The 19,959-nt window shown below is 70.9% G+C and carries 18 protein-coding genes; 7 read left to right on the plus strand and 11 right to left on the minus strand.

What is annotated here, in order from left to right; all coding sequences use genetic code 11:
• Positions 1 to 11 precede the first annotated feature (11 nt).
• Genes OG439_RS28870 through OG439_RS28895 form a run of 6 tightly spaced genes read right to left on the minus strand, consistent with a single transcriptional unit; the run spans position 12 to position 7,810 of the window.
• Entirely contained in the window at positions 12 to 2,438 is a 2,427-nt protein-coding gene (locus OG439_RS28870) for a GcvT family protein (RefSeq protein ID WP_326943944.1), read from the minus strand.
• A gap of 13 nt (positions 2,439 to 2,451) precedes the next feature.
• Entirely contained in the window at positions 2,452 to 3,294 is an 843-nt protein-coding gene (purU, locus tag OG439_RS28875; protein ID WP_326943945.1) for a formyltetrahydrofolate deformylase, read from the minus strand.
• Positions 3,291 to 3,770 carry a sarcosine oxidase subunit gamma gene (locus OG439_RS28880; protein WP_326943946.1) on the minus strand — a complete coding sequence of 160 codons (480 nt, stop codon included), beginning with the start codon at positions 3,768 to 3,770 and terminating at the stop codon, positions 3,291 to 3,293. Before OG439_RS28880 ends, purU begins: the two co-directional genes overlap by 4 nt.
• Positions 3,760 to 6,297, minus strand: coding sequence for a 2Fe-2S iron-sulfur cluster-binding protein (locus tag OG439_RS28885; RefSeq protein ID WP_326943947.1), 2,538 nt, complete (start codon positions 6,295 to 6,297; stop codon positions 3,760 to 3,762). The genes OG439_RS28880 and OG439_RS28885 overlap by 11 nt, the downstream gene beginning before the upstream one ends.
• Positions 6,294 to 6,572, minus strand: coding sequence for a sarcosine oxidase subunit delta (locus OG439_RS28890; protein WP_326943948.1), 279 nt, complete (start codon positions 6,570 to 6,572; stop codon positions 6,294 to 6,296). Before OG439_RS28890 ends, OG439_RS28885 begins: the two co-directional genes overlap by 4 nt.
• A gap of 8 nt (positions 6,573 to 6,580) precedes the next feature.
• Positions 6,581 to 7,810: a sarcosine oxidase subunit beta family protein gene (locus tag OG439_RS28895; RefSeq protein ID WP_326943949.1), complete on the minus strand. Its 1,230-nt coding sequence runs from the start codon at positions 7,808 to 7,810 to the stop codon at positions 6,581 to 6,583.
• A 55-nt stretch (positions 7,811 to 7,865) separates the two neighbouring features.
• On the opposite strand from OG439_RS28895, the gene OG439_RS28900 reads away from it, so the two are divergent.
• Positions 7,866 to 8,513, plus strand: a complete 648-nt coding sequence (locus tag OG439_RS28900; protein WP_326943950.1) for a GntR family transcriptional regulator — start codon at positions 7,866 to 7,868, stop codon at positions 8,511 to 8,513.
• Positions 8,514 to 8,555: 42 nt separating this feature from the next.
• Here OG439_RS28900 and OG439_RS28905 read toward each other — a convergent pair whose 3' ends face one another.
• Positions 8,556 to 9,674: an aromatic ring-hydroxylating oxygenase subunit alpha gene (locus tag OG439_RS28905; protein ID WP_326943951.1), complete on the minus strand. Its 1,119-nt coding sequence runs from the start codon at positions 9,672 to 9,674 to the stop codon at positions 8,556 to 8,558.
• A gap of 275 nt (positions 9,675 to 9,949) precedes the next feature.
• Positions 9,950 to 10,540 carry a TetR/AcrR family transcriptional regulator gene (locus OG439_RS28910; protein WP_326943952.1) on the minus strand — a complete coding sequence of 197 codons (591 nt, stop codon included), beginning with the start codon at positions 10,538 to 10,540 and terminating at the stop codon, positions 9,950 to 9,952.
• A 159-nt stretch (positions 10,541 to 10,699) separates the two neighbouring features.
• Here OG439_RS28910 and OG439_RS28915 point away from each other — a divergent pair, with 159 nt between their 5' ends.
• The 5 genes from OG439_RS28915 (at position 10,700) to OG439_RS28935 (ending at position 17,092) form a co-directional block, all read left to right on the plus strand.
• On the plus strand, positions 10,700 to 12,166 hold the full coding sequence (locus OG439_RS28915) for an aldehyde dehydrogenase family protein (protein WP_326943953.1): 1,467 nt from the start codon (positions 10,700 to 10,702) through the stop codon (positions 12,164 to 12,166).
• 33 nt (positions 12,167 to 12,199) lie between these two features.
• Positions 12,200 to 13,768: an amino acid permease gene (locus OG439_RS28920; protein ID WP_326943954.1), complete on the plus strand. Its 1,569-nt coding sequence runs from the start codon at positions 12,200 to 12,202 to the stop codon at positions 13,766 to 13,768.
• 9 nt (positions 13,769 to 13,777) lie between these two features.
• On the plus strand, positions 13,778 to 15,445 hold the full coding sequence (betA, locus tag OG439_RS28925; protein WP_326943955.1) for a choline dehydrogenase: 1,668 nt from the start codon (positions 13,778 to 13,780) through the stop codon (positions 15,443 to 15,445).
• A 184-nt stretch (positions 15,446 to 15,629) separates the two neighbouring features.
• Positions 15,630 to 15,950 (plus strand): bifunctional 3-phenylpropionate/cinnamic acid dioxygenase ferredoxin subunit, encoded by a 321-nt coding sequence (locus OG439_RS28930; RefSeq protein ID WP_326943956.1) that lies wholly within the window; start codon positions 15,630 to 15,632, stop codon positions 15,948 to 15,950.
• The gene (locus OG439_RS28935) at positions 15,947 to 17,092 is read left to right on the plus strand and encodes an NAD(P)/FAD-dependent oxidoreductase (RefSeq protein WP_326943957.1); all 1,146 of its coding nucleotides are present in this window, start codon (positions 15,947 to 15,949) and stop codon (positions 17,090 to 17,092) included. The genes OG439_RS28930 and OG439_RS28935 overlap by 4 nt, the downstream gene beginning before the upstream one ends.
• Here OG439_RS28935 and OG439_RS28940 read toward each other — a convergent pair.
• Positions 17,046 to 18,017, minus strand: a complete 972-nt coding sequence (locus tag OG439_RS28940) for a response regulator transcription factor (protein WP_326943958.1) — start codon at positions 18,015 to 18,017, stop codon at positions 17,046 to 17,048. The two genes, OG439_RS28935 and OG439_RS28940, sit on opposite strands and share 47 nt — an antisense overlap.
• Positions 18,018 to 18,125: 108 nt before the next feature.
• Here OG439_RS28940 and OG439_RS28945 point away from each other — a divergent pair, with 108 nt between their 5' ends.
• Entirely contained in the window at positions 18,126 to 18,344 is a 219-nt protein-coding gene (locus OG439_RS28945; protein ID WP_326943959.1) for a hypothetical protein, read from the plus strand.
• Here OG439_RS28945 and OG439_RS28950 read toward each other — a convergent pair.
• Both OG439_RS28950 and OG439_RS28955 read right to left on the minus strand, forming a co-directional pair.
• Positions 18,341 to 19,339 carry a hypothetical protein gene (locus OG439_RS28950; protein ID WP_326943960.1) on the minus strand — a complete coding sequence of 333 codons (999 nt, stop codon included), beginning with the start codon at positions 19,337 to 19,339 and terminating at the stop codon, positions 18,341 to 18,343. The two genes, OG439_RS28945 and OG439_RS28950, sit on opposite strands and share 4 nt — an antisense overlap.
• Positions 19,336 to 19,905 carry a hypothetical protein gene (locus tag OG439_RS28955; protein ID WP_326943961.1) on the minus strand — a complete coding sequence of 190 codons (570 nt, stop codon included), beginning with the start codon at positions 19,903 to 19,905 and terminating at the stop codon, positions 19,336 to 19,338. Before OG439_RS28955 ends, OG439_RS28950 begins: the two co-directional genes overlap by 4 nt.
• Positions 19,906 to 19,959: the final 54 nt, after the last annotated feature.

Consider the following 19,959-nt stretch of genomic DNA (forward strand, 5'->3'; position numbering starts at 1 on the left):
CGCCGCGCGGGTCACCGCCGGATCCGCTCCATCGCCGGGTCGAACAGGGGTTCCGCCGCCACCGTCGCCGGCACGCGACGGCCGAAGTACTCGATCTCCACGCCGCTCCCGACGTCCGCCGATTCCGGCAGCCAGGCGTAGGCGATCGGCTTCCCGATCGTGTAGCCGTAGGCGGCGCTCGTGACGTACCCCGCCGGGACGCCGTCGACGAACACCGGTTCCTTGCCCAGCACCACGGTCCGGCCGTCGTCGATCGTCAGGCACCGCAGCCGCCGTGACGGCGTCCGGTTCCCGAGGGCGGCACGCCCGAGGAACTCGCCCTTCGCCGGGCGCACCGCGAAGCCGACGCCGGCCTCGTACGGGTCGTGCTCGGTGGTCATGTCGGTGCCCCACAGCCGGTAGCCCTTCTCCAGGCGCAGGCTGTTGAAGGCGGCCCGCCCGCCGGCGATGACGCCCAGGGGCTGCCCGGCCGCCCACAGCGCGTCCCACAGCCGCAGGCCGTTGTCCGCGCTCGTGTAGATCTCCCAGCCGAGTTCACCCACGTAGGACAGCCGCATCGCGACGACCGGCACCCCGGCGATCCGCGCTTTGCGCGCCCGGAAGTACTTCAGCCCGGCGTGCGAGAAGTCGTCCGGGCTCAGCGGCTGCACGAGGTCCCGCGCGAGCGGACCCCAGACGCCGATGCAGCACGTGCCGCCGGTGATGTCGCGGACCTGCACACCGGCCGGCTTGTGCTTGACGAAGTGGTCGACGTCGATGTTGCCGTTGATCCCGGCCTGGAACTCCTCGGGTCCGAGCCGCGCCACGGTGACGTCACTGCGCACGCCACCCGCTTCGTCCAGCATCAGCGTGTAGGTCACCGAGCCGACGGACTTGTCGAGCTGGTTGGTCGTCAGCGACTGCAGGAAATCCAGCGCGCCGGGCCCGCTGATCTCGACGCGCTTCAACGGCGTCATGTCGTACAGCGCCACGGCGTTGCGCGTCTGCCAGGCCTCGGCCGCCGCGATCGGCGAGTGGAACTGCGCGGACCAGCCGTCGCGCGCGGGTGGCAGCGCGTCGTGCGGCAGCTTCTTCAGCAGCGGCGCGTTGGCCTCGAACCAGTGCGGCCGCTCCCAGCCACCCGCCTCCAGGAATACCGCGCCCAGCTCGCGCTGCCGCACGTGGAACGGCGTCACGCGCAGGTCGCGCGGGGACAGCTTGGGCTGCAACGGGTGCAGGATGTCGTAGACCTCGACGAAGTTCTGCTGCGCCGTCTCGTGCACGTACGACGGCGCGAGCTGCACCTCTTCGAAGCGGTGGACGTCGACCTCGTGCAGGTCGGTCTCCGAGCGGCCGTCGACCAGCAGCTCCGCGACGGCCTTGGCGATGCCCGCGGAGTGCGTCACCCAGACGGCTTCGGCGAGCCAGAAGCCACGGACGTCGGCCGATTCGCCGACCAGCGACTGGCCGTCCGGGGTGAAGGAGAAGATACCGTTGAAGCCCTCCTCGATCTTCGCCTGCCGCAACGCGGGCAGCAGCAATTGGCTCTGCTCCCACGACGGCGCGAAGTCGTCCTCGGTGAAGGGCAGCATCGACGGCATGGCGCTGTCGGTCACCGACGGGTCCAAAGTGGACTCCTCGACCGGCATCGGGCGGTGCGCGTAGGAGCCGATGCCGATGCGGTCGACGTGCTCGCGGAAGTACAGGTCCTGGTCCTGGTGGCGCAGGATCGGCATGCTCGCTTCGACCTCGTCGGTGTTGCGCCCGACCAGTTCGTCGATCCGCCCGGTCTTGACGTACTGGTGCGCCAGCGGCAGCAGCGGCACGTCCATCCCGACCATCGCGCCGATCTCGCGGCCCCAGAACCCGGCGCACGACACGACGACATCGGCCGGGAAGTCACCCTGGTCGGTCCGGACGCCGGTGACCCGCCCGCCTTCCTGGAGCACGTCGGTGACCTTGGTGGACCCGACGAAGCGAGCGCCCCGCGAGGTGGCCCGCTCGGCGAGGACTTCCACGGCTTTCGCGGCCCGCGCCAGCCCGTCGGTCGGCACGTACAGCGCGCCGAAGATCTGCGAGCCGTCCAGCAGCGGCCAGCGGCGGACGCACTCGTCGGCGTCGATGAGAGAGCCCGACACGCCCCACGACGTCGCCCAGCCGTGCTTGCGCTTGAGGTCCTCCCAGCGCGCCGGGGTGGTCGCGACCTCCATGCCGCCGACCTGGAGGAAACAGTCCAGCTCCAGGAACTTCGAGACGGTGTACTTCGCGAACTCCGTCATCGTCTTGGACGCGTTGGTCTGGAACACCAGGCCGGGCGCGTGCGACGTCGACCCGCCGGTGCGCGGCAGCGGACCTTGGTCGAGCACGGTGATGTCGGCCCAGCCGCGGGCGGTCAGCTCGTCGGCCAGGTTCGCGCCGACGATGCCGGCGCCGATGATCACGACTTTCGGTGCGGTCATGGCGGAACTCCTTCTAGCGGAAGACGACGGTGCTGTTGCCGTTGAGCAGGACGCGGCGTTCGCAGTGCCAGCGCACCGCGCGGGACAGGGCGAGCGCTTCGGCGTCGCGCCCGACGGTCACCAGCTCGCGCGGCGAGTAGGTGTGGTCGACGCGCGCGACCTCCTGCTCGATGATCGGGCCTTCGTCGAGGTCGGGCGTGACGTAGTGCGCGGTCGCGCCGACGTACTTGACGCCGCGGTCGTAGGCCTGGTGGTAGGGCTTGGCGCCCTTGAAGCCGGGCAGGAACGAGTGGTGGATGTTGATCGCGCGGCCTTCGAGCTTGACGCACAGGTCGTTGGACAGCACCTGCATGTACCGCGCGAGCACGACGAGATCGGCCTGGTACTCGCCGACGAGGTCGAGCAGCCGCTGCTCGGCCTCGGGCTTGGTCTCCGGCGTCACCGGCACGTGCTCGAACGGCACGCCGGCCGCCTCCGCCATCGGCCGCAGGTCCTCGTGGTTGGACACGACCACGGCGATGTCCGCGCCGAGGGCGCCGGCACGCCAGCGGAACAGCAGGTCGTTGAGGCAGTGCCCGAACTTCGACACCATCACCAGGATCCGCGGCGGCGTCCCGTCGGAGAAGCCGAACTCCATCCCGAAGTCCCCGGCCACCACGGCGAAGTCGCGTCGCAGATCGTCCACTGTGGTCGGCTCGGGTGCGGTGAACGACGTGCGCAGGAACAGCGAGCCGCGGACGTCGTCGTCGAACTGCTGGTGCTCGACGATGTCGCAGCCCTGCCCGACGAGGAACGTCGTGACGGCGTGCACGATGCCCGAGCGTTCGGGGCAGTTGAGGGTCAAGGTGAAGGTCACGAGACGTACTCCGGACTCGCGTCGGCCAGCCAGGCCGTGAAGTAGTTCGCGAACGACTGCCGCACGAGGATCGTGAAGCCGTCTTCCCGGACCATGAGCACGATCCCGGTGCGAGCCAACAACGTCTGCACGCAGGTCCCCGGCGGCGACACCGACGGATCGAGGTCGATCGAGCAGCCGTGGGCCAGCACGTCCCGCGCGTGCGCCCCGGTCAGCTGCACGGTCACCCGCTGCGCCGACACGTCGACCACCGCCAAGACGGCACTTTCACGTGAAAGTGCCGCTTCCAGCTCGGCCTGGCGGCAGGGTTCGGCGAGCACGAGGTACTCGTCGGGGCCCATCCAGAGGACGTCGACGCCGTTGCCGCTGGTGAACGTGCACGGCCCGGGCAGGTCGACGCCGAGCAGGGTGTGTCCGTCCCGCAGGCGTACGGTGAGCTGCGTGCGGAACGGTTCTTCGACCGCTTCAGCCGTCACGGCGGGCTCCTTCCTTGTCGAAGAGCACGGGCTCGGTCACGGTCACCGGCACCACCTGGTCACCGACCGGGACGTACAGCGTTTCGCCGACGCGCTCCCGGCCCGAGCGCACCAAGGCGAGCGCGAAGGTCCGTTCGAGCGCGGCGCTGTGGTAGCTGGAGGTGACGTGGCCGAGCATCCGCACCGGCGGTTCGGGCACGACGTCGGATTCGATGATCTGCGAACCCTCCGGCAGCAGCACCGACGGATCGACGGGCAGCAGGCCGACGAGCTGTTTGCGGTCCGGCCGGTTGTTCTCCGTCCGGGCGAACGAGCGCTTGCCGAGGAAATCGGCCTTCTTCTTGGAGACCGCCCAGGACATCCCGAGGTCCTGCGGAGTGACCGTCCCGTCGGTGTCCTGGCCGATGATCGGGTAGCCCTTCTCGGCGCGCAGGACGTGCATGGTCTCGGTGCCGTACGGCGTGGCCCCTTCGTCCACTATGGACTCCCACAGCGCGCGGCCGTACCAGGACGGGACGTTGATCTCGTAGGCCAGTTCGCCGGAGAAGCTGATCCGGCAGACCCGCGCCTTGAGCCCGGCGACCTCGGCGTCCTGCCAGGTCATGAACCCGAAGGCGTCGTTGCTGACGTCGAGGTCCGGCGCCAACCGGCCCAGCACTTCCCGGGAGCGGGGGCCGACCAGCGGGAGCGTGGCCCAGTGTTCGGTGACCGACGTCGCGAAGACGTTGAGGTGCGGCCACTCCGTCTGCAGCCACTCCTCCATCCATTCGAGGACCATGGCCGCGTTGCCGGTCGTGGTGGTGACGAGGAAGCGGTCCTCGGCGACGCGGATGACCGTGCCGTCGTCGATGACCATGCCGTCGACGCCGCACATGACGCCGTAGCGGATGCGGCCGACGCGCAGGTTGCTCATCATGTTCGTGTAGAGCAGGTCGAGGAACGCGGCGGCGTCCGGGCCCTGGACGTCGATCTTGCCCAGGGTGGACCCGTCCATGACGGCGACGTCGGTGCGCGCCGCGCGGCATTCGCGCTGGACGGCGTCGTGCATCGTCTCGCCGGGTCGCGGGTAGTACCACGGCCGTTTCCACTGGCCGACGTTCTCGAACTCGGCGCCGTGCTCGACGTGCCACGGGTGGATCATGGTGACGCGCACGGGATCGTGCAGGTCACCGCGGTGCCGCCCGGCCAGCGCGGCGAACGACACGGGCGTGTACGGCGGCCGGAACGTCGTCGGCCGCTGCGTCGACAGGTCGACACCGAGGGCCTCGGCCGTGATGCCCGCGGCGAGCAGGCCGGACGTCTTGCCCTGGTCGTGCGCGGTGCCGATGGTGGTGTAGCGCTTGATGTGTTCGAGGGAGCGGAGTCCGGCGCCGGTGGCGCGCAGGACATCGGAGACGGTCGCGTCCCGCTGCTGGTCCACGAACCTGGTGTCCACTTCGGACTCCAGTGCGGGCACCTGCCAGAGCGTCATGGCCTCCGGCAGTCTCTCTCCCGCCGCGGCACCCACGACGCTCACGTTCGGCAGGTCGCCGGCCGGGACGTACGCGCCCAGCCGGGGGTCGTAGCGCAGGGCACCGCGGGCCTGGCTGTAGAGGTGCACGGCCGGGTTCCAGCCGCCGGACACGAGCAGCAGGTCGCACTCGACCCGCTCGCCCCGCAACTCGCCCAGTTTCGCCACGTGGGCGGCGGTGATGCGGGCGTCGCCGTCGGTGCCGATGACGCCGTAGCCCTCGCGAGCGTCGACGATCCGCACGATCTCGGCCCCGGCCTCCGCCAGTTCGGAGGCGGCGTCGTACGCGGAATCGTTGGTGGTGAACACAACTATGCGCTGCCCGGCCAGGACGCCGTAGCGGTTCAGGTACGTGCGCGCGGCACCGGCGAGCATGATGCCCGGGCGGTCGTTGTCCGGGAACACGATCGGCCGCTCGTGCGCGCCGGTGGCGATGACGATCCGCTTCGCCCGGATCCGCCAGACCCGCTGCCGCGAGATCCGTTCGGGTGCCGTCGGCTCGCCACGGCGTTCCAGAGCCAGCACGAACCCGTCGTCGTAGACGCCGAACGCCGTGGTGCGCGAAAGGAACTGGACTCCCTCGGGAGCCTCACCGTCGGGCTGGTCGTCCACCAGCAGGACACGACCAGAGGCGGCGCGGGCGGCAGCGAGGCCGGCGGGTCCGGCGCCGACGACCAGGACGTCACAGTGGACGTGCTTGGCGTCGTACCGGGCCGGGTCGGGCTCGGCGGCCAGGCGGCCTTGCCCGGACAGGCCACGCGCGACCAGGCCGTCGTACAGCTCGACGGTGGTGGCGCTCAGCATCGGCTCCGGGAACGGCGCTTCGATCTGCACCAGGGCGTTCGAGTCCTCGACACCGGCCGCGACGATGCCGCGCGGCCGGCCGTACTTGATGCTGGTCGCGACCTGGTGGATACCGTTGGCCAGCAACGCGGAAGCCAAGGTGTCCCCGAGGAAACCGGTCAGCTCACGGCCGTCGAAGGTGAACTTGAGCGGGACGCCGGACAGCCGGGTCATGAGATCACCGGCTCGGTCTCGTCGAGGCGGTAGACCGCCAGGAGGTCGTGGGTGCGGGTGTCGCGGACGGCGTTGAACCAGCGGCGGCAGCCCGCGGAGTGGCTCCAGCGCTCGGCGAACGGGCCGCTCGGGTTGGCGCGGAAGAACACGAACTTGGCCCAGTCCTCATCGGACAGTGCGGCCGGGTCCTCGGGGTAGGCGACGTGGGCCTGGCCGCCGTAGTGGAACTCGGCTTCTTCACGCGGCCCGCACCACGGGCAGGGAATCAGTTGCACAGGGACTCCTAATGCGCGACGGCGGCGGCGCCGTGCTCGTCGACGAGGGCACCGGTGGTGAACCGGTCCAAGGTGAACGGTTCGGCGTACTCGTGCGGCTTGCCCCGCGCGATGGTCGCCGCGAAGACGTCACCGACACCGGGTGTGGCCTTGAAACCGCCGGTGCCCCAGCCGCAGTTGAGGAACAGGTTCTCGACCGGCGTCAGGCCGACGATCGGCGAGGCGTCCGGGCTGACGTCGACGATGCCCGCCCAGGTCCGCAGCAGGTGCGCCCGCGCGAACACCGGGAACAGCTCCAGTGCGGCGGCCATCTGCTGCTCGATGACGTGGAACGAGCCGCGCTGGCCGTAACCGTTGTAGCTGTCGATCCCGGCGCCCATCACGAGTTCACCCTTGTGCGCCTGGGAAACGTAGACGTGCACGGCGTTCGACATCACGACCGTCGGGTGGATCGGCTCCAGCAGCTCGGACACCAGGGCCTGCAACGGGTGCGACACGAGCGGCAGGTCGAGGCCGACCATCTTCGCCAGCACCGAGGAATGCCCGGCGGCGCACAACGCAACCTTGCCCGCGGCGATCCGGCCCCGCGACGTCTCGACCGCGGTGACCCGGCCGTTCACCGTGGAGATGCCGGTGACCTCGCAGTTCTGGATGAGGTCGACACCCATCGCGTGCGCCGCGCGGGCGAAGCCCCAGGCCACGTAGTCGTGCTTCGCGATGCCCGCGCGCGGCTGGTAGGTCGCGCCGAGCACCGGGTACCGGACGTCCGGCGAGGTGTTGACGATCGGGCACAGCTGTTTGACGCCGCCGGTGTCCACCCATTCGGCGTCGATGCCGTTGAGCTTGTTGGCTTCGACGCGGCGGACGCTGTCACGGACGTCCTGCAGGCTGTGCGCGAGGTTGAGCACCCCGCGCTGGCTGAACAGGATCGGGTAACCGAGGTCCTCTTCGAGGCCTTCCCACAGCTTGAGGGAGTGCTCGTAGATGCCGGAACTTTCGTCCCAGAGGTAGTTGGAGCGGATGATCGTGGTGTTGCGGGCCATGTTGCCGCCCGCGAGCCAGCCCTTCTCCAGCACGGCGACGTTGGTGATGCCGTGCACCTTCGCCAGGTAGTAGGCGGTGGCGAGGCCGTGCCCGCCGCCGCCCACCACGATCACGTCGTAGGCCGGCTTCGGGTCGGGGTCGTTCCAGAGGAAGTCAGGGTGGTCCGGCAGGTCCGCGCCGGGGGTGCGAGGCATCCGTATCCTCCTGGTCGACTTCTGATATATCAATTGTCGATGTAGGCTAAGCGGCGTGAACCCACAGGTCAATCCCCCATCGCTGGCGGAGCAGGCGTACCTCTTCGTCCGTGATCGCCTGGTCATGCTCGACATCCGGCCGGGCGACCCGATCAACGAGGAGTGGCTCGGCACCACCCTCGGCATGGGCCGCACGCCGATCCGCGAGGCGCTCAAACGCCTCGAGTCCGAGCGGCTGGTCGTCGCCTACCCGCGGCGGGGCACGTTCGCCACCGACGTCAACATCTCCGACCTCGCGCACATCTCCGAGGTCCGGCGCACGCTGGAGCCGATGGCCACCGCCGCCGCGGCCGGGCGCGCGACCGAGGCCGACCGGGCGACGCTCACCGAGCTGCGCGGGCGGCTCGACGCCGGTGTCCCGGCCGGGGACAACGCCGAGCTGCTGCGCACCGACCTCGCCCTGCACCGGGCGATCTACCGGTGCGTGCACAACCCGTTCCTCGAGGACACGCTGATCCGGTACGACAACCTCGCGACCCGGATCTGGTGCGTGTTCGTCCCCCGGCTGCCCGGGATGGCCGGCCACGTCGACGAGCACGTCCCGCTCCTCACCGCGATCATCGAGGGCGACGCCGAGAAGGCCGCCGCGCTCACGCTGGAGCACGTCGCCGGTTTCGAGGCCGCCATCCGCGCGCTCATCTAAAGCCTCGTGAGTGTTTAGGGCGGTTCTAACCGCCCTAAACACTCACGAGAGGCGACCACGGACCCAGTCGTGGAACTCGCCGATGTGGTGCTCGCTGGGCACGAGCACCCCGCCGCCGGCGTAGGCGCGTGAGTCCATCGCGACCTGGCAGCGTTCGCACGCCTCGAAGTCCTGCAGGTTGACGCGGTGGAACAGCTCGACCGAGCGCGTCAGGTCGCGCCCGGACTCGACGACGCCGGGCAGGTAGAGCCAGTCGCAGCGCACCAGCGTCCGGTCCGGGGCCAGCGGGAACATCCGGTGCAGGATCACGTGGTCGGGCACCAGGTTGACGAACACCTGCGGCCGGATGGTGACGGCGTAGTACTTGCGGTCCTGGTCCTCGGTGACGCCGGGCAGCCGCTCGACGCCCGCGCTGCCGTCGACGGTGAAGCCCTGGACCTCGCCGCCGAACTCCGCGCCGTGGCCGACGTAGTACTGCGCCGCGTAGCCGTCGGCGAACTCCGGCAGCACCTCGGTGAGCTCCGGGTGGATCGTCGCGCAGTGGTAGCACTCCATGAAGTTCTCGATGATCTGTTTCCAGTTCGCCTTCACGTCGTACTCGATGCGCTTGCCGAGCGCGAGGCCGTCGACGCCGTACGCCTCGATCGCGCGCTCGCCGCCGAGCCGTTCGGTGACCGCGGCGACCACGCTGCCCTCGAACGGCGGCGGCTCGGCGGCCAGGCAGACCCACGCGTAGCCGAGCCATTCGCGCAGGTGGACGCGGGTGAGCCCGAACGTCGTGCGGTCGACGTCCGGCATGCCGGTGAGGTTCGGCGCGGCGATGAGCTTGCCGTCGAGACCGTACGTCCAGGCGTGGTACGGGCACTGGAACGCGCGCTTCACGGTGCCGGAGTCCGCGGTGCACAGCCGCGCGCCGCGGTGGCGGCAGACGTTGAGGAACGCGTTCAGCTTCCCGTCGCGCCCCCGCGAGACCAGGACGCTCTCCTTGCCGATCCGGACCGTCTCGAACGCCCCCGGTCCGGCGAGGTCCGCGCTGCGCACGGCGCAGAACCAGTCGGCCTCGAAGATCTTCGCCTGCTCCAGCGCGAAGATCGCCGGATCGGTGTAGTAGGAGCCGGGCAGCGTGGCGAGCAGGCTCGGCGGGAGATCGGTAGTGGTCACCGTCGGGGGTCCTCTCCGCGGTCAGTACGGGAGTAGTTGCGCAGAACGCGTCTTGTTGCTCACTCCGGAACAGAGTGACTGCCGCCGACGACCGCTGTCAACCCGAGTTTTTCAACGCCCGCCCAGGATTTCCGGCACGTTTCAGCCGACACGCGTGATTACAGGGTCAACTCGCGTGATTGGAGGGTCAACACGGCCCAACGCACCCCCAGCCCGCCGTGTCGACCCTTCAATCACGCGTGCCGACCCCTCAATCACGCGTGCCGGCGTTCTGATCACAGGGCCGGGCCGTGGATGGCCCGGCGGAAGAGGGTTTCGATCTCCTCGCGGGTCGGGCGGGGGTCGGCCAGGGCGGCCTGCATGAGGAGGCCGCAGAACAGGCCGGCCAGGAGACGGCCGGTGAGCGGGTCGGTGCGGATGCCGTACAGCTCGGTGAGGGCGTCGTCCCAGGCCGCGCTCGCCGCGCGGAGGCGGGGGCGGTGCAGGGCCGCGACGTACAGGTCGTACTCGACGACGGTGTCGCGGTACTGCTCGTTGATGTAGCCCATGACCAGGTCGGCCAGCGCCGCGGCGAAGTCGGCGTCCGGCGGCAGCGCCGCTTCCCACTCCTTCAGCGCGTGGACGTTCTTCTCGGCGGCCTCGTGCAGCGCCACCTCGAGCAGGTCGTCCAGGGTCGCGAAGTGGTAGGTCGTCGAGCCCAGCGGCACGCCCGCGGCGGCGGCGACCGCGCGGTGGGTGAGGCCGTCGATGCCCCGCTGGGCGACGACCTCGATCGCCGCCTTGGCGATCCGCGCGCGCCGGTCGGGGTCGTTGGGGCCACGCCGCCGGCCGGCCGTGGACGCCGTGGTGGATTCGGTCTTCGACATCGGTGTCGAGCAGCCCCCTTCGTGCGTCTCCGGCGCGACGGACAGATCGTCGCACGCCGACCTGACGGACCCTACTTGTGGACATCTGTACACGTCTCGCGTACAAATGTACGCACTCAAGCGCGACCAGGCAGCCACTACCGAATCGGAAGGGGCCGCATGAAGGACCTGTACATCGACGGAGGCTGGACGGACGCCGCCGGCGGCACCGCCTCCGACGTGCTCAACCCCGCCACCGGCCAGGTGATCGAGAAGGTCGCCGAGGCCGGGCCCGCGGAGGTCGACGCCGCCGTCGAAGCCGCGCGGCGGGCCTTCGACGCCGGTCCGTGGCGCACGACCACCGCCACCGAGCGCGGCGAACTCCTCCGCCGCGTCGCCGGCCTGCTGGTCCGCGACCGCGAGGACCTGGCCCGCACCGAGAGCCTCGACACCGGCAAGACGCTGGGCGAGGGCGGGATCGACATCGACGACGTGACGAACGTCTTCCGCTACTACGCCGACCTCGCCGGCAAGGACGCCGGCCGAGTGGTCGACGCGGGCAGCGCGACCGTCGTCAGCCGGATCGTGCACGAGCCCGTCGGCGTCTGCGCGCTGATCGCGCCGTGGAACTACCCGCTGCTCCAGATGTCCTGGAAGGTCGCCCCGGCGCTGGCCGCGGGCAACACGATGGTGCTCAAGCCGAGCGAGGTGACGCCGCTGACCACGATCAAGCTGGTCGCCCTGCTCGACGAGGCCGGCGTCCCGCCGGGCGTCGTCAACCTCCTGCTCGGCCCCGGTCCCGTCGGCGCCGCGATGGTCGAGCACCCGGCCGTGGACCTCGTCTCGTTCACCGGCGGCTACGCGACCGGCGAGAAGATCATGACGGCCGCCGCGAAGGGCGTCCGCCGGGTCGCCCTGGAGCTCGGCGGCAAGAACCCGAACGTGGTGTTCGACGACGCCGCGTACGACACCGCCCTCGACTACGCGCTGATGGCCGCGTTCGTCCATTCGGGACAGGTGTGCTCGGCGGGCGCGCGCTTGATCGTCCAGGATGGCATCCATGACCGGTTCGTGGCGGACCTCGCCGCGCGCGCCGACGCGATCCGGGTCGGCGACGGCCTCGATCCCGCCACCGAGACGGGCCCGCTCGTCTCGGCGCAGCACCGCGCCAAGGTCGAGGGCTACATCGAAAGCGCTCTCCGGGAGGGCGCGACACTGCGGGCCGGCGGCAAGCGACCCGCAGGCGCGCAGTACGAAAGCGGTTTCTTCCTGCGCCCGACGGTGTTCTCCGGCTGCACCAGGGACATGGCGGTGGTCCGGGAAGAGGTCTTCGGCCCGGTCGTCACCGTCGAACGCTTCCGAGAAGAGGCCGACGCGATCGCGCTGGCCAACGACACCGAGTACGGGCTCGCCGGAGCCGTGTGGACGTCGGACGCGTCCCGCGCCCAGCGGGTCGCCGGGGCCCTGCGCCACGGCACCGTGTGGATCAACGACTACCACCCCTACCTGCCGCAGGCGGAGTGGGGCGGGTTCGGCCGGTCCGGCATCGGCCGCGAGCTCGGACCGTCCGGGCTGGCGGAGTACCAGGAGAGCAAGCACGTCTACCAGAACATCGATCCCGTTCCGCAGCACTGGTTCAAGGGCTGATCACTCCCCCACCCCACCACGTGAGGACCGACGATGACCATCGATTCGCAGAAGGCGGGCGGGGGGCCTGCCCCGGACGACAGCTCCGAGCTCGAGAAGTTCGGCTACCGCCAGGAACTCGAGCGCTCGCTCGGCTCGTTCTCCAGCTTCGCCGCCGGGTTCAGCTACATCTCCATCCTGACCGGCGTGTTCCAGCTGTTCTTCTTCGGCTTCGGCTCGGGCGGGCCGGCCTTCATCTGGACGTGGCCGCTGGTCTTCATCGGCCAGGCCGCCGTCGCCCTCTGCTTCGCCGAGCTGGCCGGGCAGTTCCCGCTCGCCGGCTCGGTGTACCAGTGGGCGAAGCAGATCGCGAAGCCCGCGACGTCCTGGCTGGCCGGCTGGATCATGATCATCGGCGCGATCGTCACGGCCGCGGCCGTCGCGGTGGCCTACCAGATCATCCTGCCGCAGGTGTCGACCGCGTTCCAGATCGTCGGCAGCGACGACGACGCCGGCCTGACGTCGACACCGGGTGGTGCGCAGAACGCCATCATCCTGGCGCTCATCCTGGTCGTGTTCGCCACGGTCGTGAACCTCATCGGCGTCAGGCTGATGGCGAAGATCAACAACTTCGGCGTTGCGGTGGAGCTCGGCGCGAGCGTGCTGCTCGTGATCGCGCTCGCCATCCACATCAAGCGCGGCCCGGGCATCGTCTTCGACACCCACGGCACCGGTGAGGGTCACACGTTCGGGTACCTCGGGGCCTTCCTGGTGGCGTCGCTCATGAGCGCGTACGTCTTCTACGGCTTCGACACCGCCGGTTCGCTGGCCGAGGAGACGACGCAGCCGCGGCGGCACGCACCCCGCGCGATCCTGCGGGCGATCACCGCCGCGTTCATCGTCGGCGGGCTGATGATGCTCGTGGGCATGATGGCCGTCGGCGACCTCAACGCCAAGGAGCTGAGCACGTCCGGCATGCCGTACCTGCTGAAGAGCACGCTCGGCGAGGGCCTCGGCGACGCCTTCCTGATCTGCTCGGCGATCGCGATCACGGTGTGCTGCCTGGCCGTGCAGACCGCGGCGATCCGGATGACGTGGGCGATGTCCCGCGACGGCCGGCTGCCGTTCAGCAAGGCGATGGCCAAGGTGTCGCCGCGCTCGAAGACGCCGGTCGTGCCCGCGCTGCTCACCGGCGGCCTCACCATCGTGGTGCTGCTGATCAACCTGGGCAACCAACGGGCGTTCTTCATCCTGACCTCGACGGCGATCATCCTGTTCTACATCCCCTACCTGATGGTCACCGGCCCGATGCTGATCCGCCGCCTGCGCGGTGGCTGGCCGCGCCCGGGCCACGGGCCGTACTTCAAGCTCGGCCGCTGGGGCACGCTGGTGAACCTGGTCGCGGTCGTCTACGGCGCCGCGATGACGGTCAACCTGATCTGGCCGCGCGCCGAGGTCTACGGCGACGACCACTGGTACTTCCAGTGGGGCGCGGTGATCGTCACCGGGCTGATCGTCCTCGTCGGTGCGATCATGCTCTACATCCGGCGCGGTACCTGGGGTTCGTCGCACACGAGCCCCGAGCACATGCCCGACAACGCCCCGGACACCCTGCCCGGCTGAGGAGGCCCCATGAGTTCCGATACCTACGACTTCGTCATCGTCGGCGGTGGCTCGGCGGGCTGCGCGCTGGCGAACCGGCTGTCGGCGAACCCGTCGAACAAGGTCCTCGTCCTGGAAGCCGGCCGGTCCGACTACAAGTGGGACGTCTTCATCCACATGCCGGCCGCGCTGACGTTCCCGATCGGGTCGAAGTTCTACGACTGGGGCTACCGCAGCGAGCCCGAGCCGCACATGAACCGGCGCCGCATCTACCACGCCCGCGGCAAGGTGCTCGGCGGCTCGTCGAGCATCAACGGGATGATCTTCCAGCGCGGCAATCCGCTGGACTACGAGCGCTGGGCCGGCGACCCGGGAATGTCCACATGGGACTACGCGCACTGCCTGCCGTACTTCCAGCGCATGGAAAACTGCTTGGCCGACGCACCGGACGGCCAGTGGCGCGGCCACGACGGCCCGCTCGAGCTGGAGCGCGGCCCGGCGACCAACCCGTTGTTCCAGGCCTTCTTCGACGCCGCCGAGGAAGCGGGTTACCCGCGCACCGACGACGTCAACGGCTACCGGCAGGAGGGCTTCGCGGCGTTCGACCGCAACGTCCGGAAAGGACGGCGGCTGTCCGCGGCCGGCGCCTACCTGCACCCGGTCGAGCACCGGGCCAACCTCACGGTGAAGACGCACGCGTTCGTCTCGCAGATCCTCTTCGACGGCACCCGCGCGATCGGCGTCGAGTACAGCGAAGGCCGGGGCGTGCCGGCCGAGGTGTACGGCAAGGAGATCATCCTCTGCGGCGGCGCGATCAACAGCCCGCAGCTGCTGCAGCTCTCCGGCGTCGGCAACGCGGCCGACCTGGAGAAGCTCGGCATCGACGTCGTGAAGGACCTGCCGGGCGTCGGCGAGAACCTGCAGGATCACCTGGAGGTGTACATCCAGTACGCCTGCAAGGAACCGGTGTCGATGCAGCCGTCGCTGGCCAAGTGGAAGCGGCCCTACATCGGCGCGCAGTGGCTGTTCCTGCGGAACGGCCCGGCCGCGACCAACCACTTCGAGGGCGGCGGGTTCGTCCGGTCGAACGACGAGGTGAAGTACCCGAACCTGATGTTCCACTTCCTGCCGGTGGCGATCCGCTACGACGGCTCGGCGCCCACGGAAGGCCACGGCTACCAGGTGCACGTCGGCCCGATGTACGCCGACACCCGCGGCTCGGTGAAGCTCACCTCGACCGATCCGCGGCAGCACCCGGCGATCAAGTTCAACTACCTGTCCACGGAAAACGATCGCAAGGAATGGATCGAAGCCGTGCGGGTGGCGCGGAAGATCCTCAACCAGTCCGCGATGGGCCGGTACAACGGCGGGGAGATCTCGCCAGGACCGTCGGTGGAGACCGACGAAGAGATCCTGGACTGGGTCGCGAAGGACGCCGAGACGGCGCTGCACCCGTCGTGCACGGCCAAGATGGGCGTGGCCGAGGGGGCCGTCGTCGACCCGCAGACGATGCGGGTGCACGGCACCGAGGGCCTGCGCGTCGTCGACGCGTCGGTCATGCCCTACATCCCCAACGGCAACATCTACGCGCCGGTGATGATGACCGCGGAGAAGGCCGCGGACCTGATCCTCGGCAACACCCCGCTGGCCCCGCTCAAGCAGCCGTTCTACCGCCACGGCGAGGCCGCGGCGCACTAGCGCCGGACGTCGACGCGCCCGTACCGCCATCCCCGGTGCGGGCGCGTCGTGCTGCCCGGATTCTCCGTTACCGGGTAACGGAAACTACCGGGGCGTACCCCCTTGACGACGCCCTCCGGCGAATTCACACTTGTTGCGGATCACAGTCGATGTTCCTCAATGCGCAACAGTTAGCGGAGGCGTCATGATTCGCGCATGCACCGTCGACGAGCTGCCCCCGGGTGAGTCCGTCCGGATCCCGGGGTCTCCCGCCATCGCGGTGTTCCACACCGAGGACGGCGAGCTGTACGCCATCGACGACACGTGCACCCACCAGGACGCCTCGCTGGCCGACGGCTGGCTCGAAGGCTGCTTCGTCGAGTGCCCGCTGCACGCGGCGCTGTTCGACCTGCGCACGGGCGTGCCGAGCTGCCTGCCGGCGAAGGCCCCGGTGCGGACGTACACCGTGCTGGTCGACGACGGCGTCATCCACGTCCAGGGCGTGGCCCGCGAGGACGCCGCGTGAAGCGCGTCGCGGTCGTCGGCGCTTCGCTGGCCGGGGTCCGCGCCGCGCAGGAGCTGCGCGCGCAGGGCTACGACGGCGGCGTGGTGCTGATCGGCGAGGAGGCGCACCTGCCGTACGACCGGCCGCCGCTGTCCAAGGGTTTCCTGGCCGGGACGACCTCCCGCGCCGCGCTGGAGCTGCTCGACGCCGGCGACCTCGCGTCGCTGGCCCTGGACTTCCGCCTGGGCGTCCGGGCGACGTCCCTGGACCCGGCCGCCCGCCGGGTGCACCTCTCGGACGGCAGCTCGGTGCACGCGGACGGCGTCGTCATCGCCACCGGCGGCCGCGCGCGCACACTGCCGGGCTTCGAGCGCGCCCACACGCTGCGGACCATCGACGACGCGCTGGCGCTGCGGGCCGCGCTGGTGCCCGGGGTGCGCGTGGCGATCGTCGGGGCCGGGTTCATCGGCGCCGAGGTGGCCTCGACGTGCCGTTCCCTGGGCCTCGACGTGGTCGTCTTGGAAGCTCTGAGCGCGCCTTTGGCCCCGGTGCTGGGCCCGGAGCTGGCCGCGGTCTGCGCGCGGCTGCACGCCGACCACGGCACGGACCTGCGCTGCGGCGTCGCGGTCGCGAGCCTGTCCGAGTCCGGCGTCCACCTGGCCGACGGTTCCCTGGTACCGGCGGACGTGGTCGTGGTGGGCGTCGGCATGACCCCGGCCACGGACTGGCTGGCGGGCTCCGGCCTGACGACCGGCAACGGCGTCCACACGGACGCGGGCCTGGTGACGGACCTGCCGCAGGTGGTGGCGATCGGCGACGTCGCCCGCTACCACGCCGACGGCGTCGGACGGCGCCACGAGCACTGGACGAACGCGTCCGAGCAGGCCCCGGTCGCGGTGGGCAACCTCCTGGCCGGACGGACCGAACGCACGTACACGCCGAGCGGGTACGTCTGGTCGGACCAATACGCGGGCACGCTGCAGCTGGCGGGCCACCCACGCCCGGACGACGCGCTCACCTTCGTGGAGGGCGGCCCGTCGGACGAGTCGTTCGTGGCGACCTACCAGCGTGACGGCGTGACGGTCGGGGTGTTCGCGCTGAACAATCCGAAGCTCTTCAACCGCTTGAGGCGTCAGGCGTTGCGCCGCCCGGCCGCGGTCTGACCAAACCGCTCTCGAGCGCGACGCGCACCAGCCCCGCACGGCGCCGCTCACCGGTCTTGTCGCGGACGCGGTCGAGGTAGCTCCGCACCGTGCGGACCGAGACCGCGAGCCGCTCGGCGATCTGCACGTCCGTGTAGCCTTCCGCCACCAGCTGGAGGACCCGCCGCTCACGCGGCTTCAGTTCCTGTTCGCCGGCTTCGCGCGGCTCGGCGACCTCGGGCGGCGCGGCGGCCCCGGCGGGCACGTGGACCTCCCCGCGCGCCACGGCCCGGATCGCGCGGTCGATCCCGTCGGCTTCGACGTCCTTGCTCAGCACGCCGTGCGCCCCCGAGCGCAACGCCGCCAACGTCAGCTCCCCGGTCGCGCCGGCGCTGATGATCAGCACCCGGATGGCCGGATCCGCCGACCGGATCCGCGCCGTCGCGTCGATGCCCAGCAGGCCGGGCAGGAAGTGGTCCATCAGGATCACCTCGGGCCGGGTCTCCAGCGCGAGTGATACCGCGTCCTCCCCGTTCGCGGCCGTGCCCACGACCACGTGCCCGAACGCGCCCACGGCCTGGACCAGCGCCTGCCGGTAGAGCGGGTGGTCTTCGACGACCAGCACCCGCACCGAAGGTCCCGCCGCGGCGCCGGGCTCGGCGGGCGGCTCGGCGACCGGCGCCGCGTCCGGCTGTCGCGCGGCGACCCAGAGCGCACGGAACCGTCCGATGTCCCCGCCGAGCGCGGCCACTACGGCTTCCAGCGCCGGCCAGGTCGGCAGGGCCGGATTCGTCAGCACGCGGTGCGCGGTGTCCCGGCTGACGCCGCCGCGCTGCGCGATCGTCCGCACGCCCGGCGCTCCGGCGCGCAGGTACACCTCGTGGAGTGCGTCGACGAGCCGCCGGTGCGCCCCTTCGGGGACGTCCGGCCTGCCGATGACGGCCACGGGTCACCTCCTCGCCTGCGTCGGACCGAAACCGTCCGAATTTGTCAGAAGGTATGGCAATTATTACGGCCGACCGGCGATGATGGCAAGACCCGCCGTCCGGAGGTGATGAGTTTGGACCCCGCCGCCGTGGCCGCGATCGCCGGTGGTTCCGGCCTGCCCGTGCTGATCTACGGCGTCGCGCGGATCGCCGACCGGGTGGTCTTCCTGATCGGCCTGCGCATGCTGCTGCGCCGGGCGAAACCGCGGGCGAGCGACGCGGTCCTGTCCGACTACATCACCCACCACGCCCCGCGCGGACACCGCCGGAACACCGCGCCGCCTTAGCGGGACAGTTCGTCCAGATCGGACTCCAGCCGGGCCCGCCAGGTCCAGCGGCGCTCGGTCGTGTCGGCGCCGTCGGTCGACGGCGGACCCAGCGGCAGGGCCGGGTCCTTGATCCCGAACGTCACCCGGTACGCGAGCACCGAAGCCGCCGTGCGGATCCAGGCGTCGCCCGAAGTTCCCGACGGCGGGGCGACGCCGAGCGCGTGGCTGAACCACATCGGGAGCAGCGCGTTGGAGCCGAGCGCGTCGGTGATCCGGGTCCGCAGGCGGACCTGCAGGTCCTGCCACGCGCGTTCGGCCCGCTCCAGCTGCGGGACCACGCGCGCGTCGACCGCGTCGGCCTCCCGCAACGCGAGCCGCGCCTGCTCCGCGGCGTCGAAGGCCGCGGGGATCTCCTCGTCCAGCAGCGTGCGGCGCCGGGTGCTCAACGCGCGCAGCGACGACTCGGCGTCCCCGCGAGCGCGGGACCCGCGGTCCGTCGTGGCGAGGCGGCGGATGACGTCCAGCAAGTCGGCGTCGCAGCGCGCGCCCGCTTCGCGCACGTCCCCCAGCCGCGCGATCTCCTGCTCGTGGCGGGCGCGCTGCTCCTTCGTCACCAGTTCCTTGTGCAGGTCGTCCCAGCGCGCGGCCTGCGCCGCCAGCGCGCGCGTCTCCGCGCCGACGTCGTCGAGGTTCGCCTGCGGCACGCCGTCGGACACGCGCACCGCGCGCTCCAGCGCCTGCACCTGCTGCTGCAGCCGTTCGAGCTGCCGGCCGAGCTGGTCGATCCGGTGCTCCTGGGGCGCTCCGGGACCGACGCGGTCGGCCAGGTCCGCGAACTCCTGGCGCAGCCCGGCGTCGCGGGCGTCGACGTCCTGGACGGCGGTGCGCAGCCCGTCGACGGCCGCGAACAGCTCGTCGAGGTCGCGGCGCGTGTCGTCGGCCGGCTCGGCGTAGTCGGCGTACTCCGCCTCGAAGTCGGGGTCGTCGCCGTAGGTGGCGTAGCCGCGCGTCACGGGATCCGGCTTTCCCGGACCAGGCCCGCGATCGCGCCCGCCGTCCCGAGCACCGCCAGGATCGTGCTCACCACGTTCGCCGTGCTCGACGGCCACGGCAGCAACGCCACCACCAGGAACACCGCGGCCAGCGTGCCCGCCCGGGCCGCCCGCGTCCGCTCGCGCAGCACCGCCGGTACCTCCCGGACGGGCGCGAACCCGACCCACATCCCGGCCGCGAACAGCGGGACCAGCAACGGCAGCCACCCGGGCGACAGCACGCCGAACAGCACGAGCGCGGCCGAGACCAGCCCGGCGAGCACCGGACCGGCCGCGAAGAACACGACCGCGCGCTGCGTCGCCGCGTGGCGGGCACCGAGCTCCGCCGCCACCAGCCGGTGCACGGCCTCGTCGTGGTCCGCCTCGGCGTCCAGCAGCCGGACGGCCGCCGCCACGAGCCGGTCCATCGGCTCGGCGTCCTCGGCACCGGGCTCCGGCGCCGTGTCGAGCCGGCCCGCCAGGTCCTGCTTGAGCCGGCCCACGCGCGCCGCCGACTGGTCCCGGTCGTGCTGGGCTGGAGTCGTCACGCGAACACTTTAAGTGCCACCACCGTCACATCCGGCCAATGCGGCCGGTGAGTC

The sequence above is a fragment of the Amycolatopsis sp. NBC_01307 genome, from assembly GCF_035975215.1.
Classification (GTDB): domain Bacteria; phylum Actinomycetota; class Actinomycetes; order Mycobacteriales; family Pseudonocardiaceae; genus Amycolatopsis.

Coding starts and splice junctions, on each gene's coding strand:
- OG439_RS28870 (WP_326943944.1), bottom strand. CDS start 2,438: ATGACCGCACCGAAAGTCGTGATCATCGGCGCCGGCATCGTCGGCGCG.
- OG439_RS28885 (WP_326943947.1), bottom strand. CDS start 6,297: ATGACCCGGCTGTCCGGCGTCCCGCTCAAGTTCACCTTCGACGGCCGT.
- OG439_RS28895 (WP_326943949.1), bottom strand. CDS start 7,810: ATGCCTCGCACCCCCGGCGCGGACCTGCCGGACCACCCTGACTTCCTC.
- OG439_RS28910 (WP_326943952.1), bottom strand. CDS start 10,540: ATGTCGAAGACCGAATCCACCACGGCGTCCACGGCCGGCCGGCGGCGT.
- OG439_RS28915 (WP_326943953.1), top strand. CDS start 10,700: ATGAAGGACCTGTACATCGACGGAGGCTGGACGGACGCCGCCGGCGGC.
- OG439_RS28920 (WP_326943954.1), top strand. CDS start 12,200: ATGACCATCGATTCGCAGAAGGCGGGCGGGGGGCCTGCCCCGGACGAC.
- betA (WP_326943955.1), top strand. CDS start 13,778: ATGAGTTCCGATACCTACGACTTCGTCATCGTCGGCGGTGGCTCGGCG.
- OG439_RS28930 (WP_326943956.1), top strand. CDS start 15,630: ATGATTCGCGCATGCACCGTCGACGAGCTGCCCCCGGGTGAGTCCGTC.
- OG439_RS28945 (WP_326943959.1), top strand. CDS start 18,126: ATGAGTTTGGACCCCGCCGCCGTGGCCGCGATCGCCGGTGGTTCCGGC.